This window comes from Ravibacter arvi, assembly GCF_039540405.1.
Taxonomy (GTDB): domain Bacteria; phylum Bacteroidota; class Bacteroidia; order Cytophagales; family Spirosomataceae; genus Ravibacter; species Ravibacter arvi.
On sequence record NZ_BAABEY010000032.1, the window covers coordinates 142360 to 161189 of the forward strand.

Genomic DNA, 18830 nt, shown 5'->3' on the forward strand with positions numbered 1-18830 from the left:
TCCTTCAAAAAATCCTCCTGTTACCGGACACCGCCGGCTATGAATTTAACGCTACCGGGCCGCCCCGGTCAAACGGAATAAAATCCTGAAAAAATTTCAGTCCCGATCAGTATATCACTCTAAGAAAAGGCATTAATTGTAACCTGGGTTCACCTTTCGAAGCCCCGGGTCACTAAACTCTTTCATCCATATTTCAAACATGACGTTTGCAAGATCCTGCTCACTTTTTCTTTGCGCTTTCCTGATCGGCCTCAACAGCTGCGGTCCTCAAAAACCGGGCAACACGGACGTGGGGAAGCTTGGCGTAAACGAGGAAGTTTCCGAACACCTGCGCCGGTTCGAGGGCCGCGGAGCGCTGACCGACGAGTCTCAGCCGCTCAAACCGGAGGAAGCGCTTCAGAAGTTCAAAGTAACGCCGGAGCTGAAAATCGACCTGGTATTGGCCGAACCACGCATCTTCCAACCGGTAGAAATGAAGTTCGATCACAAAGGACGTCTCTGGGTAGTACAATATAACCAGTACCCCTACCCGAAAGGCTTGAAGATAGTCGGGGTAGACAATCACCTGCGGCTGCAGTTTGACAAAGTTCCTGCTCCGCCGCCCACAGACCAGAAAGGAGCAGACAGGATCACTTTCTTCGAAGACAAGGACGGCGACGGCCACTACGAAAAATCCACTGACGCAATTACCGGGCTGAACATCACTACCAGCGTGCTGCCCGGAAAAGGGAAAATCTGGGTGCTCAGCCCCCCCTATTTACTGGCTTATCACGACCGCGACGATAACGGCATCCCGGAAGGCGATCCTGAAGTACACCTTTCCGGCTTCGGTCTGGAAGATACGCATGCAGTAGCCAACAGCCTTCGCTGGGGACCTGACGGCTGGATTTACGGCGCGCAGGGAAGCACGACAACGGCAAATATTTCTTCCAAAGTTTCTAAAAATGTCAAATTCAGCGGCCAGGCAATCTGGCGCTACCATCCCGTCAGCCAGGTCTTCGAAATCTATGGCGAAGGCGGCGGCAATACCTTCAACGTAGAAATAGACGCAAAAGGCAGGGTTTTCTCAGGAACGAACGGCTATGGAAGAGGGCCTTACTTCAAACAGGGTTCGTACTTCAAAAAAAGCTGGGGAAAGCACGGCCCGCTTACCAATCCCTATGCCTTCGGATACCTGGAAGACATGCCGCTTGAGGGAGAGAATACCCGGTTTACCCACGCGCTGATCCGCTATGAAGGCGGAAATTTCCCGGCGCGGTACAACGATCAGTTTATTGCGCTCAACCCGCTTCAGGGTAACCTTATGCTGACAGGAGTAGCCCCCAACGGTTCCTCTCTGAAAAACAAAGACATCGAAAAAATCGTGGATACCCCCGACCGGTGGTTCCGCCCGATTGACATCAAAACGGGTCCCGACGGCAATGTGTATTTCACCGACTGGTACGACAGCCGCCTTTCGCACGTAGATGCACGCGATACCTGGCACAAAACGTCCGGGCGTATCTACCGCCTCTCTCCCGCCGGGAAAACGGCCGGGAAACAAAAGCCTGTAGACTACTCCAGGATGACCTCCAAATCACTTGCAGACCAGTTTTACAGCGCCAACCGGTGGATACGTTTTACCGCTGTGGAGGAGCTGGGTCAGCGGAACGACCGCTCGATAGCCCCCGTATTGCAGGCGCTCCTGAAGTCGGACACTACCACCATAGGACTGGAATGCCTCTGGACCCTGAACTGGATGGGCCTGTTCGATGAAAAAACCGCCCTCACCGCGTTGAATCACGCCGATCCGTTCGTGCGAGAATGGGGAGTACGGCTGATAGGTGACCGGCGGAATGCGTCACTCCGGGAGAAAGAGGCGCTGCTGCAGCTTGCTCAAAAAGAAAACAACCTGTCGGTTCGCAGCCAGCTGGCGGCCTCGGCCCGCAGGTTGCCTGCGGATCTATGTCTCGGCCTTGTCAAAAACCTGGCGATTTACCATGACGACGCTGCTGACCCCGACATTCCCCTCATGCTTTGGTGGGCGCTGGAGTCAAAAGCCGAGTCGGCCCGCGGCCCAATGGCGGCGTTGTTCCAGACCTCTGCCTTTCTTGAAAGACCCGTCACCGCCAACGTGCTGCTGGAACGGATTATACAGCGCTACGCTATGCCAGGTGACGCAGAAAATTACGCCACATGCGAAAAAATTATCAACCAAAAGTTGACTGACGCCCAAAAGCTTCAGATGCTGGTGGGCCTGGAAGAGGGTCTGCGCGGCGTTCCGTTTGAAAATTTACCGGAAGGCATTAAAAAATCGCTTGCCCTTCTCAGGGCGGCGAAAGGCGAGCCGCCCCTCGCCGCCGGCCTCCGGCAGAAGTCCCCGGAAGCCGTAAAAAAAGCGCTTGAAGTCATTGCAGATCCCAAAAGCCCCGTTATCGACCGGCTCACTTACGTTCGAATGATGGGTGAAAGCGACTTCCCCGAAAGCATACAGCCGCTGCTGCGCGTAGTATCAGCATCGTCGTCAAGCGAAGCATTGAAACAGGCCGCCTTGTCTACCCTGACCCGCTACGACAAGCAGGAAATCGGAGATCGCGTCGTGCGGCTGTACCCGGACTTCCTCAGGGGGGACCCCGACGTAAAACTGGCTTCGCTTTCATTGCTCACCAGCCGACCAGGCTGGGCCAAAGCTCTGCTAGCTGCTACCCAGGGCATCAAGAGCATCAAACCGGATGATCTGCCGATGGAAATGGTCAACCGGATGAAACTCCTGAAAGATCCCCAGATAGAAAGTGAGCTCTATACAATTTGGCCCCAGGCGCGCGAAAGCAGCAGTTCCGAACGCGGTACAAGGATTGCCGCGGTACAGAAAATATTAAAAGATGGCCAGGGGAACGGCGTAAAAGGTAAAGAAGTATTTACAGTCCTTTGCGGTTCCTGCCACAAAATGGATGGAGAAGGTGCGGATATCGGACCTGAGCTGACAGGTTATGACCGTCGCGATGTCAACTATTTCATCATGAATACTGTTGACCCGAATGCCGACATCCGTGAAGGGTACGCCACCTATACACTGAAGGCCAAAACCGGTCAAACCGTAGTAGGCAGGCTGCTCGAGCGCACCGCCCAAAGTGTGAAAATCAAACCCATGGCAGGCGAAGAGCAGACTTTCTCGATGCAGGAAGTAGAAGAACTGGAGCCGCTGCCGGTTTCATTAATGCCGGAAAGATTGCTGGATGCGCTAAGCGACCAGGAGGTCCGGGACCTGTTCCGCTTTATACAGGAAGGCGCACGATAGGTATGAGGTGTGAGGTATGAGCTCACCCCTCACACCTCACCCCTCACACCCCATACCCACCCTACCAATGAAACAAATCCTGAAAATATCGGTTATTGCCTTCCTGTTGTCGATACACTCGTTTTTTGGGGTACGGGGTCAGGATGTATTTATTCGTGACCATCTGAAAGGACGCGACCTGGATTGGCGGGGAGACCTGTCCAACCGGATGGTGACGCAAATCGACACCTTTCTTTCCCGGAAGACAGAATTGACGCGGCGGGAGCGGCAAGAGCGGTGGCTGACCGCAATGAAGGGAAATGAACTTTCCAGGCACCTGGAAGTTAGTCGCGGGCAGCTCAAGAAAATCTGGGGAATGACCGGCATGCGAAAAAAACCGCACCTGGAAATTGAAACAGCGCCTGCGACGCTGAAACAGGTACGGGTAACCGCCGGCGACATTGATATTTTCCCGGTAACGCTGCAAGTCACTGAGGGGCTGGAAATGAAGGGACTTTTGCTCCGGCCTAAAGCCATAAAGGCCAGGGTGGTGATGGTCCCCGACGCCGATCAGACACCGGAAGAACTGGCGGGCATTCCTGCCGGTGGAGGTGCCGCCCCTGCTTTGCAGCTTGCGAGGCAGGGTGTGCAGGTGCTGGTGCCGGCTTTGATCTCCAGGAAACAAGTGCTTTCCGGCAGCCCTTCACTCGGAATTTACACCAACCAACCACACCGCGAATGGTTGTACCGGCAGAGCTTTGACCTTGGTCGTCATGTAATCGGCTATGAATTACAGAAAATTGCGGCCTGTATCGATTGGTTTGAACTTGAAAATGAGCGGCTCCAAGCCCCGAAACCAATTGCCATTGCCGGGTATGGAGAGGGAGGTATGCTCGCTCTTTTTACCGCTGCAGTTGACACCAGGCTATCCGGGGCGTTGATCAGCGGCTATCTTGAGAAGTCGGAATCTCTCTGGCAAAGGCCCATTTACCGGAATCTTCACGGAAATCTGCGGGTTGCCGGAAACGCCGAACTACTCGCCTTGTCGTCACATGCAAAAACGGTGATCGAATACACGGAAGGTCCGCTGGTGACCCATCCGGCACCGGTAGAGGGGCGGCGTGGCGGAGCCGCGCCCGGTGTCATCACAACGCCCCCGCTTAGCGAACTGAACGAGGAAATTGCGCAGGCTGTAAGTTATGGCGCACAGGCGGTCAAATTGGTCACCAATGACGGAAAACCTTTCCAAAAGGCTTTTTCGACACAAGCTCTGAAAGAACTTGCCGATGTGCTCCGGCTGGGTGCGCCCTCCCGGATACCTGAAATACAACACCCCGGGTATTGGGTCGAATCCGGAGCGCGCGAAAAAACGCTGTTCCTGCAAATGGAAAATATCTCGCAACAGACGCTTGACACTTGCGAAAAAAACAGGAACCGGTCATTTTGGTCCGGCATCCGGCATCATCCCGAACGGGACATCGCTTTTAAATCGGACCAGAGGGAGCGGCTTCACCAGTTAATCGGCAAAATAAATGACCCGCTGCTTGCTCCCTCGCCACGCGTCAGGCTACTGGAAAGCAACGATAAGTGGCGGCAATATGAAGTCGTACTGGATGTTTGGGAAGGTGTTTTTACCTGGGGAATCCTGACGGTTCCGGTTTCTGCCGGAGAGGGCGCCCCCCTTCCGGCGGTGGTGTGCCAGCATGGCCTTGAGGGCTTGCCCCGCGACATGATCACACGAGATCCTGCAGACCGCCTGTCAGGCGTTTACAAGGCGGTAGCCCTGGGACTTGCGGAACGCGGCTACGTCACTTTCGCTCCGCATAATCCTTACCGCGGCGAGCACCTTTTCAGGACATTGCAGCGAAAAGCCAATCCCATCGGCCTCTCTCTTTTTTCGGTCATCGCCGGCCAGCATCAGCAGATAGTCAATTGGCTGGGCTCCCTTTCCTTTATTGACAACAAAAATATTGGCTTCTACGGCCTCTCCTACGGGGGTAAAACCGCCATGCGAATCCCCGCCCTCGTAGAAGGATACGCGCTTTCAATATGTTCAGGCGACTTTAACGAATGGATCCGGAAAGTGTCCACTACCAGGGCGCCGTTCAGCTACCAGTTCACCAAGGAATATGAAATTTACGAATGGGACCTGGGGAATCAGTTCAATTACGCCGAAATGGCTGCGCTTATTGCACCGCGTCCTTTTATGGTGGAGTATGGCTACAAAGACGGGATCGGGACAGCGGAATGGATCGGCTACGAGTTCGGGAAAGTGAGAAAGCACTATGACATTTCCGGCCTGGGCGACCGCCTCGACATAGATTTATTCAACGGCGTCCATGAAATCAATGCCGTGAAAACCTATCCCTTTCTGGATCGTCATCTAAAAAAACAAAAGCCGTGATCGGCAAATCACCGCAAATGATATCGAATACAGCTGTGATCCGGCTTCAGCACCGGCCCCTGCTGCCCAACCGGTAACCCGGGTTTACATTTAACGGTTAGCCCGGGGAGCGTCGTAACCGGTAACCTGATCGCCCGCCCGGATAAAAAAAAGGAAATTGTGAGTATGAAGGGCGATTCCCGCGGTTCTTATGTCAGGGACAACCTTGTCCGAGATTAACCTATCCCTCCGTCGAACCTGCCTCTGTATTTGTGGTTTCGCGGAAAGAACCGTTCTCTTACGCCGGTACAAGGAATAGAAGTATATTTGTTTTCCGCCCAGCGACGCTGTGCGATTATATCGACCACGTTAGTACTACTCATGAAAAATCTGAATCGTCGCAATTTTGTCAGACTCTCCGGGGCGCTCGGGGGAATTAGCTTTTTAGGCGCCGCTCAGGGTTGTGCCCCCGAGCAAAAGCAAGCGGATGAAACAACATCGGACAAACCGGCAATAGACAAACCTGTGATGAAAGGGAAAATCAAGATCAAGGAAGTAAGCTCAACCTTTGAAAGAGAGCCGTTACATCCCTACCGGTTCAAAGGAAGCGCCGTTACAGAAGCCTGGCAGGCACTGGCGTTGCTGGAAAGTGAATCCGGTCACCGGAAAATAGGTGTCGGTACACAAAGCGTATTATGGTCTGACGCAAGCGTTTTCTTCGAACACTCCGAAACCGGTGGGAACGCACTGATGTACGCCCTGACCACCCAGGCTTTGCGCATGATGAAGGGCTTGTCGTTCAACGACCCGATTGAGCTGCTGGATTATATTTTCCCCGAGGTATGGGAATACGGCAAGAAAATAACCGGTCACGAGAACCTCCGGAAAACATTTGCGCTCAATGCTTTGGTGGCAGTCGATAACGCCGCCTGGTTGCTTTACGCCGCCGAGAACAATATCAATTCTTTCGACGACCTTATTCCGACAGCATTCAAAGAAGGACTCTCCAACCGGAACAGCAAGGTGGCGGGTATCCCGTCTTTTGCCACCGGAACGCCGGTTGAAAAAATCAAAAAGGCCGCTGATGAAGGATATTTCATCATGAAGCTGAAGACCGGTTCCCCCGGGACCCAGGCAGAAATGCTGGAAAAAGACAAAGCGTTTCTAACCGGAGTACATAAGGAAATCGGTCATTATGAAACGCCGTACACTGAAAATGGCAAGATCCCTTATTACTTCGATGCCAACGGCCGCTACGAGAAGAAAGAAACCCTTCAGCGCTTCCTGGATCACGCCAAGGCAATCGGCGCGTTTGACCAGCTTGCCGTCATAGAAGAACCATTCGATGAAAGCAACGAGGAATTTGTCGGCGATCTTGGCGTGCGTGTAGCTGCTGACGAAAGCGCTCACACGGTAGAAGACGCAGCACACCGCATTGAACTCGGCTACAGCGCCATTGCGGTGAAGGCCATTGCCAAAACCCTGAGTATGACGATGAAAATCGCGCAGCTCGCCTACGAAAAGAAGATCCCCTGTTTCTGTGCAGATTTAACGGTGAACCCGATCCTGGTTGAATGGAACAAAAACGTGGCAGCACGCCTTCCGGCCTTCCCGGGTATGAGCACCGGTCTGCAGGAAGCCAACGGGCGGCAATACTATAAGAACTGGGCCAAGATGGCTTCATTCCACCCCTACCCCAACGCAGGCTGGGTAAACCCCAAAAAGGGTGTATTTGAAACCGACGCCGACTACTACCAGAAAAGCGGTGGTATATTCGAGCCGGTGAAGCATTATGAAGAGTTGTTTAAGAAGGTGGAGGAGTAGGGGTGAGGGATGAGGTGTGAGGTGTGAGGTGTGAGGTATGAGGGGTAGTAAGTGCAAAAAAGGGCCTGTTTCGCTGAGGAACGGGCCCTTTTTTGCATATTGTTTGCGGCTAACATGTGGTTCAGGATTTCGCCTGTTTCCACTTTTCTTAAATCTAGTTATTTCTGTTCACAACCGGGTTATACAATTCCATCACAACTGCGCGGTCACGAACTACCAATTCGTCTTTGGCTTCGTAAATATTCACTTTGTCCGAGACCTTGTATTCCAACGTAATCCCGTTGCGTTTCTTGTTGCCCCACTCGAAGGCCCCCTTTTTAAATTGTCCCGTGCCGGTAATGACGTAATTGGTGTCGGCAGAGGTAACGGTACACTGGTCTCCGTTGAAGGACAGCAGCATTTTTATCTCGCCCGACATCACTTTCGACTGAAGGTGCGTGGTAAACTCTACCTGGTGGCGGGCGGTTGTTTTCAGGAGCTTTACATCGTTGATTTCGGTATAGGCCTTCTTATAAGTCTGCTCGTCCAGGCGGTTGCCTGCTGCATCGGAAGTATTGGCCTGGCCGTAATGGAAATAATTGCCGTGAAACTCGTTGATGTACTTTACTGCGAACATCGTAAAATCTTTGGGGACTTTGATCCAGTCAGAAGTTATCCGGCGATCGGGGTTGGTCCGTCCGGCACTGCCTGCCAGGATCGAATCCACGTCGTTGGATCCCGTCAGCACCAGGGGGACCACATACCCGAGGGTAATGGATTTGGGGTCATCGAAAAACGCATCCGTCAACTGCACTTCCACGCCGCCGTTGATTTTCCCGCCGGGTATGACAATCGTGCCCGGAGAGCTGAGGCTGTAGTACCCCGCAGGAAGTGGCTGTATGGCGGCTCCTGCCGCGCCGAACGATACGTTGTTACAAAGCGATTCGTCCACGCTGAAAGTGAAGGACCGGTCTCTTTCATTTTCATACACCCCGCCCATAGTCGCCGAAATGACGAATTTATGAGCATTGTCGTTCGTATTGTCATAAATATCCTCACCGAGGATCAGTGTTCTGACCGGATATTGGTAGGGAAAATACCCGGTCGTATAGTCAAAATCCGGGTGGTCAATCTCTGCATTTTTACAGCCGTGGAGTACGGCGATGACAACCAATGCGCTGAATAATCGCTGCGTATAACCTTTCATGGTAGTTCGTGTTATTAATTCCATCCTTTGTTCTGGACCAGTTGAAACTTCGTGATTTCCTGGTCGGGTATAGGCCCGTAGTGCATGAAGTCATTGTTATAACTCCGTGCTTCCACGTCGAAATACTCATAGCTACCAGCCTGTATCCTGACGCCCCTTACCGGTTTGGTAAGGTCCAGCTTCCATCGTCTCATGTCCCAGAAACGGAAACCTTCAAAGCAAAGCTCCAGGCGCCGCTCATTGCGGATCAACTCCCGCATGTCTTCTTTGGTCAGCGTTGCGGCAAGATAAGCGTCCGGCTGACCTATCCCGGCCCTTTTCCTGACCGCCTCTATCACGTTTCTCGCGGAAAATGCGTTGGTTCCCGTGCCATCCGGTCCCCAGGCTTCGTTCGCAGCTTCGGCATAGTTGAGGAAAAGCTCCGTATAGCGGATATGGGTATTGAAATGCCGCTGGTTGGAAGCCGATGCCGGGTCGACATTGACATCTTCGCGGAGGAGCTTTTTTAGGTAATACCCCGTCCTGGTAGACGTCGGCAGTGCATCAATGCCGTTGTCGCCGGTACCGGGACCCGTTCTGATTTCCGTATTCCTGAGCTTGCTGCCGTTGAACACGATGTACTGGCTCAGCCTGGGATCGCGCTTTGCATAAGGATTTGCCGGGTCAAACCCGGAATTGGGATGGTCGATCGGGTAGCCGTTCGCCATGGGAAAAGCATCGACCAGGTTTTGAGAGGGGTTCACCCGGCCCGTGCCGTAGAGCGAAGGCGGATAGTTAAGTGTTTCCCTATCCCGGTCGGTTGTAAACGGCCTTCTCCACATGATCTCCGACAGATCTTTTTTGTCGCCGGTGGTAATGTCGGCCTCGTCGACCTGGGCTTTCAGGTAAAACAAATGCCCTTTGGGGTGCAGCCCGCCAATACCGTTGACATCGTTCAGCAAGGCTGCCGAAAAATTGGCGGCATCGGTCCAGAGCGTTGCATTACCGGTATTGTTGAAGGCCGGACTGGCAGCAAGCAGTGCTACCCTGGCCTTAATAGCCAGCGCGTGCCGGCCTGTCATACGCTGTTGTTGAAAATCGCCGAAAACATCGTTGTAATCCTCCACCGAGAGAACATCGCTGTAAGGGCCGCCCGAAAGCTCATCAGCCGAGGATATATTCCCGAAGTCGAGGGGTAAATACTTCAGAGCTTCGTCGATGTCGGCGTAGATACTTGCTACTGATTCCGCAAAAGAAGCTCTGGGAATCGAAAAATCCTCCCTGTTTTCGAGGAATTGGTTGTAAATGGGTATTCCAAGGGCGGCGCCGCCACCATCCATCCCGCCGTGATGGCGCAGGAGATAATATTTGAAAAGGGCCCGCATGGCCAGCGATTCTCCCCTGAAACGGCGCTTGTACAGCTTTTCAACATCGGCATTTGTCCGTTTCCAGGGGACTTCATCCAATATTGAAATAAACTGGTTGATGTACATAATGGCCGAATTGGCATCCACCCACATACTCTGAGGATCAAAACGGGCGGTCCACTCGCCGGTAGCCATCCTCAGGTACTGGTCGGTACGGCTGTTGGTCACCGCGTCGTCGGTAGCGACTTCGTCGTATGCATAGGCATTGGTAGGGATCAGCGTGTAGGCGGTCAACAGGAGCCCCTCAGCAAAGGCCGGGTCGCGGAACATCCTGTCTTTCGTGTTATAGTTGTCGTTTTCCGGTTCCAGCATCTTGCAGGAAAACACGCCAAGAACCAGGAAAAACGCTGTTGCTGTCGTTAAGTTCAGTTTCATCCTTTTTTCGATCTTAAGAATTAGAAATCAGCCGTCACCCCTACCGAAAAGGAATGGTAGGCGGGTTCTGACTGTATCCTCATTTTCCGGATTTCCTTGTTGGCCGCAAACTGGAACAGGTCGCCCGCGTTGACAAAAGCCCTGAGGTTGCGCATACTCAACTTGCCGGCGAAAGCCGGGCTGAAGTCGTAGGTCACCTGCATCCGGCGCAGTTGAAAGTAATTATCGCTGTACAGCCAGTAAGTGGACCGACGGTGATTGTTACTGTTGGTAGCTGAGCTGAGCCGCGGGTGTTCGGCGGTTTGGGCAGTTTCAGGCGTCCATGATTTGAGCGCCATTTCCGAATACTTCTTGTTTCCGTCCAACCAGAAATAGCTGCTTTCACGGAAATTTTTCACCCCGAAACGCGCCTCACCCAGCAAGAAAAAGTTCAGGTTTTTGTACCCGACCCTGAGCTGCAATGCGCCTGATACGGGCGCCTGGTAGCGGCGCAGGTATACCTCGTCGTTGGCGGTAATAAATCCGTCGCCGTTCTGGTCCTTGTATTTGATATCGCCCGGGCGTACGGTGCCGAACATCTGGCGGGGACTATTGTCGATTTCCGCCTGGCTCTGGAACAAGCCGAGCGCTTCAAGGCCAAAAGTTGCATCTTTCGGAAGGCCCTTTCTGTTGAGGTATTCGTAATCGTAGGTCTCGGCCACGATCATGCGCTTCGAAGTAACCAGGAGCAGGTTTGCCCCGGCGCCGATGCGCCAGTCGCCAAAAGATTCGTCGTAAGTGACGTTCAGGTCGGCGCCCGTATAGCGGTCCGCCTCAAAGTTCTGGTACGAAATAAAGTCGTTGTAAAAGCTCGGAAATTCCGATGTCGGTCTCGTAACCAGCTTGTTATAATAGCTATAGAAAAGATTGGTCTCAAACCCGAACCGGTTGTCGAGCAGGCGTGTCTCTATCCCGAGATTGAGCTCATCGCGGCTGGCAAAACCGAGGTTCACGTTACCAAACATGGCGGAACGGACGCCGCTGCGGCTCCTGCCGCCCTCGAACCAGTTGTAGCTGCCGGAAGTATTGTAACGGCTGTCGTAGTAAAAAAACCCGCCTATGGGCTGGTCAGACTTCAGCATCCCGGCTGACAGCCGCACCTTAAGATAGTCGATCACAGAATTCCCGGCGAGAAAGTCCTCCGAAGACGCTATCCAGGCCAGTCCGACGGTGGGGGAAAACCCTATCCGGTTTTCCTCGGCAAGCTTAGTGGAATTCACCAGTGCCCCGCTGAAATCGATCGAATAGCGCCGGTCAAAGGTATAGGCTGCCTGGAAACCAAGGTGCGCCTGCTTCACGCCCTGAAAATCGCCTGTCTCTTTGAACTGGCTGCCGAAACCGACGATCCGTCCGCTGAAATGGTGCAGGTCGCTGAAAGTACGGTCGTAGACGAGCTGCCCGTAAAAGCCGAAGCGACGCCGGAAAAAGGCGTTTCCCACCACCTGTGTCCCGGGACGCGTGTCCTGGCCGTGTTGCGTAAGACTTACGATACGATCTTCGGTATCGGACCAGGTCGGCGTATAGACAGAATACTGGTTGGGCACGGTCTGGTTGTAGCCTGTCAGGTAATCAAAACTTACGTTGGTCTGGGCCGATAGTCCCGGCGTTATCTGAGCGAGGTCGAAATTGACCCGGTTGTTAAAAGAAAATTTCCTGTAAATCGCTTCGAAACTTCCCGCCGAATAAGAATCGGCGATAGCATTTGAAAGGAAATTAGTCGTACCGCCCAGGAGATATTTGCCATCTACATCGTTTTTCCTGCCTTTCAGGAGAACATTTTCGGGATCAATCAGGTCAAACGGGATCAACGGCGCAAATTCATGCGGGCGCACTGTGCCGGCAGCGGACCAGTAATTGCTCCGGGAATCTCTTCTCCTGCCGAAAAAAGCCGTAGCGTCAATAGCGGTGCTGATCCAGTCGTTGACTTTGAGGTCAACGTTCCCCCGAACGTTGAAAATATCGTTCCGTCCCTTGCCGCCTTCACCGAAATTCATCAGGCTGCCACTGGAATTCCACCCGACATTGGCATAAAAGCGCGCATTTTCATCTCCCCCGGAAAATTCGGTCATAATGTCTGAAAATGCTTTCCCGGAACGGAGATAATCGCGTGAGTAATAATCGACACTCGGATAGCGATACGGGTTCCCGGTACGGTAGTTGTTGATCATCTCGGCGCTGTACTGGGGGCTCAGCCCGTCGTTGGCCCTGGCGATATTGAAATACTCCATATAATCGGCAGAATTCAGGTATTTGGGCAACGATTGCGGGACGCCTACGCCCCGGTTGATGCTAACCGTCGTTGACGGCTGGTTGGCCTGACCGCGTTTTGTCGTGATCATGATAACGCCGTTCATCGCGGCGCTGCCATAGAGCACGGCGGCATTTACGTCCTTCAGTACTGTGATACTCTCAATCTCGGAAGTGCGCAGTCCCTCGATGTCCCGCGGAAGACCGTCCACGATATACATGGCATTTCCCGACAGCAACCCGCTTCCGGTCAGGTCGGCAATATCGATCCCGATACCGATACCCCGGATATTGTTGCTTCCGATCATGCCCGGTACCCTGCCATTCAGGAAGTTTCCGACGTACGGCACATAATCCAGGCGCGTGGCGGCTGTTGTATTGACAACACTGACCGAACCCGTAATTTCCCGGAGGTTTTTCCTCCCGAATGCAACGTTCACCAGGGAGTCCGGCGCGATACCATTTGCTGTACTGAGGCTATCGGTCTGCGCCGGGGAATCGACGGTATAACCCAAACAGGCCAGCATGAGCAACGTTATAACTAGTTTCATTTTTTCCTGTCTTAACATGTAAAATTCTACCAGCCGAAATTCTGCGGAAAACCCTTGAAGATCCGGGTATCGCCCACCTGTATCGGCAGCCAGTTATGCTTTTTTTCGACCGAACGCCGAACGATGAGCCGTTCCGTGATATTGATCGGCTTCCCGTTCGGCCCCCTGTCGAAATCGATGGCGGTCTTGTCGAGAAAGCGCGGATCGCCATTCAGGTTCCAGCGCCGGAGGTCACAGAACCTGGCGCCTTCAAAGGCAAGCTCAACTGCCCTTTCCCGTATGATTTCCTCGAAAAAAGCTTCTTTTGACGCAGTAAACTTGGCCGCAATGTCCGGAACCTGGGCCCGGTTGCGTATGACATTGATGGCGTCTTCGGCAGTCATCGTGTAATTGGAAGCGGCCGCTTTGGGTCCGCCACCGGTCGAAAAATTGACCGCTTCGGCATACATCAGGTAGATATCTGCCAACCTGAGATAAGGTATATACGCCTGCAGCCCGTTGGCCTTTGAAGTGGTAAATTCCGGTCCGATCGGGGAATACCGCTTGTGATAATAGCCGGTCACGCTGGGTGGGTTAATTTGTGACCTGTGAAAGCCGCCGGTATAAAGCTGAGCAAACTTATCCTGGCCGGAGGCGTTGTGGATCTGGTCGCCGTCAACCGCAATATCCTTGTAGAAACGCGGATCCCGGCCGGTCCAGGGATCAGCGGGATTGTAGCCGGAAGCAGGGTCGCTGATCGGCAGCCCGTTGGCCATTCCGTAATTCTTGGTAAAGCTATGGGTAGGCACGTCGGCGTCGCTTCCGCTGTTCATGGCAAAAGACGAAGGAACGGTAGCACCGAGCGTAGACCACCTGACACGTCCGCGATCAAAAATAATCGGCACCATAATGCATTCCGTACCGCCCGGCCTTTCGTTGTTCCAGCGCCAGAAATTGTCGGTCCAGCTTGACCAGCTTTGGAGCGAATAAATCCTGGTTTCGTCGGCCAGTTTCAACAGCTCCCCGAAAGCCTCCGCGGCCTGCTTTGCGAGTTCAGGGTCAAATGCGGCCGAACCTTTCGCTTCTTCGTTGATCATCGGGCTGGCGGCATACAAGAGGGCCTTACCGAGGTAACCGAGCGCATGAAATTTGTTGATCCGGTCGCGGTTGTGGCCGGACGTCGCCTGTCCCGGCCCGGAATTGTCCCAGTGATCGGGAAGAAGATCGGCGGCGGCCCGGAAGTCTTCTGCCATCTTGAGTGCCGTGCCCTGGAAAGTCAGCCTATTAAACTCTTCCAGGCTCATGTCCTCGCTGGGGTCGAGCGCCCTTGTAACGTAGGGCATCCCGCCCCAATAACGGCAGATCTCGAAATAAAACCAGCCCCGGAAAAACAGCGCCTGTCCCTTGATATGATTTTTTTCTTCCGCCGTTCCGTCAAACAAGCCCGGTTTGTCAATTTTCTCCAGCGCGGTATTCGCTTTCCGAATCGCATACCAGGCATATTCCCACACCCTTTTGGTCCTGGAATTGTTATCGGTGGTGTTGACGTTCTGCCCGTAGAAATAGCCTTCGTTTCCCCAGTAGTTCCCGTTGTCGAAAGCATAGGGGTAATTGTTCAGTGTTTCGTCGGCAAAGAGATATTTGTTCCATGCACCGCCTTTATTCGGGTCCATGATACAGTTGTACATTTCTTCGATGTATCCCTGGAAACTAATAAAATTGCCGAATGCGTCCTTCTCGCTGACATCGGTCTGAGGTGCTTTATTGAGGTAATCCTCGCAGGAATTCAGTGGGATGATCAGGATGGCCAGCGATAAAAGGAAGGCCCTGTGCGACCATGATTTCTGAAAATATAGCATTGGTATCTTCTTTTTTAGAATGAGAAATCGATCCCGAGGTTAATTCTCCTCATGGTCGGATAGGCGCCCTGGGTTGCGCTTCCGCCCGAATAGGTGGTTTCCCTGTCGTCCGGAAGCTTCGACCAGAACATCAGATTGGTCCCGTTCAGGAATACGCGCATATTGGATATTTTCCTTTTGGCGAAAAAGGGAGATCTGTCAAAAGCATAAGACACTTCCACATTTCTGAGTCTCAGGAAAGAGGCGTCATAGACATAGTAGTTGCCTACATTTTCTCCCTGTGTTTTCCAACGCGGCAGGAAAGAAGTAGCATTCTGGTTGTCTTTGGACCAGTAATCCATTGCATGCCCGAAAACGATGTCGGTGTCGTTCATAAAGTTGTTGAACGCGATCACCCGGTTGGCGTTGTTTACGCCGTAGAGCTGGAAAGAAAACCCGAGGCCCTTTCGATTCGCGCCGAGCGTAAGTGTCCCTGTGTTCTGCGGCACTTCGGAGTAACCGTAGGGCGCCACATCGTCGGCAGACTTAATCACGCCGTCCCCATTGAAATCGATCATATTGTAATAACCCGGAAGCTTCTGCGCATCGTTGGTTTCTGTCGGTACGGAGGCGTACACTTCGTCCCAATTGTTATAAAAACCGGCGCTGATAAGGCTCCGGGTCTGGTTGATCGGGTACCCCGCCTGCTTGAGATAATTTGCCTGGAGCGGCGCGTCGTCACGCGCGATGATTCTGTTGGTATTCCTCGCATAGGAGGCATTTCCCCAAATATGCCAATCGGCGCCCAGCTGCTTGTTGAATTTCAGCTCCAGTTCGAAACCCTTTGATTTTACGCGGCCCAGGTTGGAGCTGGGCGGGGTTGCCCCGAAAAATGACGGGATAGCGCGGCTACCGCCCGACATCAGGATATTGGTTCGGTCTTCAGTATAAAAGTCAAAATTAACGTTGAGCGCATTTTGCCAGAAACCCATTTCCAGGCCGTAATTTGTCTTCAGCGCGGTCTCCCAGTGTATGTTGGGATTGCCCACCACCGACTCCCTGTAAAACCGGTATGGGCTGCTTCCGTTCGACTGGGCATTGAGCCGGGAAGTACCGCCAAAAGCATATTGCGATGCATACAACCACCTCCCGCCGCTGATATTGTCATCTCCGACTTTACCGACACTATACCGCAATTTCAGGAAATCGAACGCGCCGGCTTTAAAGAACTTTTCGTTTGAAACGACCCATCCCACCCCCAGCGAAGGGAAAAAATCGAAGCGGTAGCCAGGTCCGAATTGTTCCGAACCGTTGTAAGCTCCGTTTACTTCAAGAAGGTAGGTGGTCTTATAATCATAAGTCGCACGGAAAACCCAGTCTTCCCGGAAATTTTTGAACATACTGCCTTCGGCAAATTCCTCACGCTTCATCAACCCCATCCCGGTAACGTTATGCTGGCCGAATTTGCGGGCATAATTAAGCTGGAACTGGTACATCAGGCGCCTGCTCACCGGGATTTTGGTATCCCAGTTGGCGGCCTGGATATTTTCCTGGCGGATGGTCCACGGCCTGATGACCCAGTCGTACTCATCGTCACTGATCGGGAGGTAAGCGGTGTACTCGCTCGGGTCTTGCTCAGGCCCCTTGTACAGCATCGGATAAATTTGCTTGAATGCAACATTTGTGGCTGCCTCCGCGGGACGAACGGAATTGGCATTATCGTAAATCCCTCCTTCCGAACGGATGGTATTGTCATAAAACAACATACCCATCGCTTTGAGCCCTTTCGTGAGGAATCCAAGATCCTGCTCGAGCGTAAAATCAGAATTAAGCTGGGTCGAGCGGGTCTGCCTGATCCCGATGTTGTAGATCACGACGAGCGGATTCACCGTATTGTTGGCCCCTTCCTGGTAGGCCCCCCAAAAGCCGTCGCTGTATTTGGGCAAAAACAGGTTCGGAGCAAGGAAATACGCCGATGACCACATCCATTGATCGGCCCGGCCCGTGCTACCTTCGTTGTTGAAATTGGTATTTTTCTGACTGTAATACCCGGCCAGGTTTACCTTGAGCTTGGTGGTCTTCGTAACCTGTACGTCTATATTGCTCCTGAAATTAAACCGGTCAAAATTGTAGTTGGGCGTATACCCTTTGCCATTGTCGTAGTCCCTGAACATATCTCCTTCATGCAGATAAGCGAGAGAACCAAAATACTGGACTGCCTTGCTCCCGCCCTGGGCGCTCAATGTCGCCCGGTGGGAGAAACCTACATCCTTGAAAACTGCTTTGGTCCAATCTACATTGGGATAGATCTCGGCATACTCTGCTGATTGCGGCAACTTATACCGGCTAATGATATCGAAGGGCACATAAGCGTTCCACGATGGCTGGTTCAAAACCCCTTCCCGCTCAATAATCTCCGATTTAAGGCGCATCGCCTCATAGGAATCAAGCTTTTCGGGCGTCTTTGATACCATCTTGGCGGTCGTAGTGTAATTAACGCTAAGCTTTGTTTTCCCCTGCTGGCCGCGTTTTGTGGTGATCAAAATGACTCCGTTGGCGCCTTTTACACCGAATACGGCTGTTGCCGAAGCATCCTTCAGAACAGAAATTGTTTCAACCTCATTGGGGTCAATGTTGTTCATACTCCGCTCCACGTTATCGACCAGTACCAGGGGTTGTCCGCCGTTCCAGGTGTTCTGCCCGCGGATAAAGATATTGGTGGCGCTCTCACCGGTAGTAATCCCGCCCGGCTCGCCCGAAGACGTCAGAACGTTGATTCCCGGCAACTGTCCGGCCAGTGCCTCGCGAAGGTCTGTTACGTTTCCATTTCTTTTGATCACATCCTGCGACATCTGGACAATTGACCCTACAACACTTTGCTTTTTCTGAGAGCCAAACCCCACCACCACTACTTCTTCCAGTATTTTTTCGTCGGCCTGAAGCACAATGTCGAATACGGTTTTGGTATTTACCGGAATCGATTGCGATAAATAACCGATATACGAAACTTTTAAAACCGATTTACTGGAAATCCTGCCAAGGGAGAAGCGCCCTTCTACGTCGGTGGTCGTACCATTTGTGGTGCCTTCCACCATAATGTTGACCCCTATAAGCGCCTCGCCCTTGCTGTCTTTCACCGTTCCTTTTATTTCGGAAACGGTGTCAGCCTGCGCCCGGAGCTTTTCCGATTTTCCGGGGTTCGTTTTAAATGCTTCCGCAAAACCGGACGGGGGATCGGCAGAATAGCCTGGCAGATGAATTGCAAATGCAACCATGACAAGCAAAAACGTAAATTTTCGTGCCATCTTTTTTGGGTTATAGAATATAAAATCCGATTCCCCCGAAGCGTGCGTACACACAGACGCATGAGCCGGACGGGAAGTCTGATCAGTTAAACTGAAAGAATTATTGGTATTTTAAGCTTCGGAGAGCGTACTCCTATTTTGATCGCGAAAAGCAGCAGACTGCAGGATCAGGGAAAGTAAATAGTTTGTCCATAGGCATGAGTCGTATCGAATTAGGTTAATAAAGTTGGCCGGGAATGCCGGCTTGTCTGTACTATTCAAAGCAAAGAACTCCCTATTCTACTTGTTACATTCAATTATTTATTAAAATTATCCCAATACAAGCCAGAAACGCCTAAAAAAAATGTAGACCAAAGAAAAAGGGCGCTGTATGGCAGTCGTGGTCGGAAGAAATTCCGACCTTTTTTTATGTTTTAAAGACTTTTTGTGGATCTCCTCCAG

General features: G+C 52.4%; 8 protein-coding genes. 3 read left to right on the top strand and 5 right to left on the bottom strand.

The features are described from left to right. Window positions 1-199 precede the first annotated feature (199 nt). From ABD852_RS18685 to ABD852_RS18695, 3 genes are all read left to right on the top strand, one after another. Window positions 200-3277 carry a DUF7133 domain-containing protein gene (locus ABD852_RS18685; RefSeq protein WP_345031643.1) on the top strand — a complete coding sequence of 1026 codons (3078 nt, stop codon included), beginning with the start codon at window positions 200-202 and terminating at the stop codon, window positions 3275-3277. Between the two features lie 67 nt (window positions 3278-3344). After that, window positions 3345-5660: an alpha/beta hydrolase family protein gene (locus tag ABD852_RS18690; protein ID WP_345031646.1), complete on the top strand. Its 2316-nt coding sequence runs from the start codon at window positions 3345-3347 to the stop codon at window positions 5658-5660. Window positions 5661-6020: 360 nt separating this feature from the next. After that, window positions 6021-7463, top strand: a complete 1443-nt coding sequence (locus ABD852_RS18695) for an enolase C-terminal domain-like protein (RefSeq protein WP_345031649.1) — start codon at window positions 6021-6023, stop codon at window positions 7461-7463. 154 nt (window positions 7464-7617) lie between these two features. Here ABD852_RS18695 and ABD852_RS18700 read toward each other — a convergent pair whose 3' ends face one another. Genes ABD852_RS18700 through ABD852_RS18720 form a run of 5 tightly spaced genes read right to left on the bottom strand, consistent with a single transcriptional unit; the run spans window position 7618 to window position 18389 of the window. Then, a complete protein-coding gene (locus tag ABD852_RS18700; protein ID WP_345031651.1) occupies window positions 7618-8673 on the bottom strand; it encodes a DUF5627 domain-containing protein in 1056 nt (351 codons plus the stop codon). Further along, window positions 8664-10430 carry a RagB/SusD family nutrient uptake outer membrane protein gene (locus tag ABD852_RS18705; RefSeq protein ID WP_345031654.1) on the bottom strand — a complete coding sequence of 589 codons (1767 nt, stop codon included), beginning with the start codon at window positions 10428-10430 and terminating at the stop codon, window positions 8664-8666. Before ABD852_RS18705 ends, ABD852_RS18700 begins: the two co-directional genes overlap by 10 nt. 20 nt (window positions 10431-10450) lie before the next feature. Next, on the bottom strand, window positions 10451-13267 hold the full coding sequence (locus tag ABD852_RS18710) for a SusC/RagA family TonB-linked outer membrane protein (RefSeq protein WP_345031656.1): 2817 nt from the start codon (window positions 13265-13267) through the stop codon (window positions 10451-10453). A gap of 26 nt (window positions 13268-13293) precedes the next feature. Then, window positions 13294-15105, bottom strand: coding sequence for a RagB/SusD family nutrient uptake outer membrane protein (locus tag ABD852_RS18715; protein WP_345031658.1), 1812 nt, complete (start codon window positions 15103-15105; stop codon window positions 13294-13296). 14 nt (window positions 15106-15119) lie between these two features. Continuing rightward, window positions 15120-18389, bottom strand: a complete 3270-nt coding sequence (locus ABD852_RS18720) for a SusC/RagA family TonB-linked outer membrane protein (protein ID WP_345031660.1) — start codon at window positions 18387-18389, stop codon at window positions 15120-15122. Window positions 18390-18830 lie beyond the last annotated feature (441 nt).

Excerpts from the sequence above, each read along its gene's own strand:
- ABD852_RS18685 (WP_345031643.1), top strand. The coding sequence starts at position 200 with ATGACGTTTGCAAGATCCTGCTCACTTTTTCTTTGCGCTTTCCTGATC.
- ABD852_RS18690 (WP_345031646.1), top strand. The coding sequence starts at position 3,345 with ATGAAACAAATCCTGAAAATATCGGTTATTGCCTTCCTGTTGTCGATA.
- ABD852_RS18695 (WP_345031649.1), top strand. The coding sequence starts at position 6,021 with ATGAAAAATCTGAATCGTCGCAATTTTGTCAGACTCTCCGGGGCGCTC.
- ABD852_RS18700 (WP_345031651.1), bottom strand. The coding sequence starts at position 8,673 with ATGGAATTAATAACACGAACTACCATGAAAGGTTATACGCAGCGATTA.
- ABD852_RS18705 (WP_345031654.1), bottom strand. The coding sequence starts at position 10,430 with ATGAAACTGAACTTAACGACAGCAACAGCGTTTTTCCTGGTTCTTGGC.
- ABD852_RS18710 (WP_345031656.1), bottom strand. The coding sequence starts at position 13,267 with ATGAAACTAGTTATAACGTTGCTCATGCTGGCCTGTTTGGGTTATACC.
- ABD852_RS18715 (WP_345031658.1), bottom strand. The coding sequence starts at position 15,105 with ATGCTATATTTTCAGAAATCATGGTCGCACAGGGCCTTCCTTTTATCG.
- ABD852_RS18720 (WP_345031660.1), bottom strand. The coding sequence starts at position 18,389 with ATGGCACGAAAATTTACGTTTTTGCTTGTCATGGTTGCATTTGCAATT.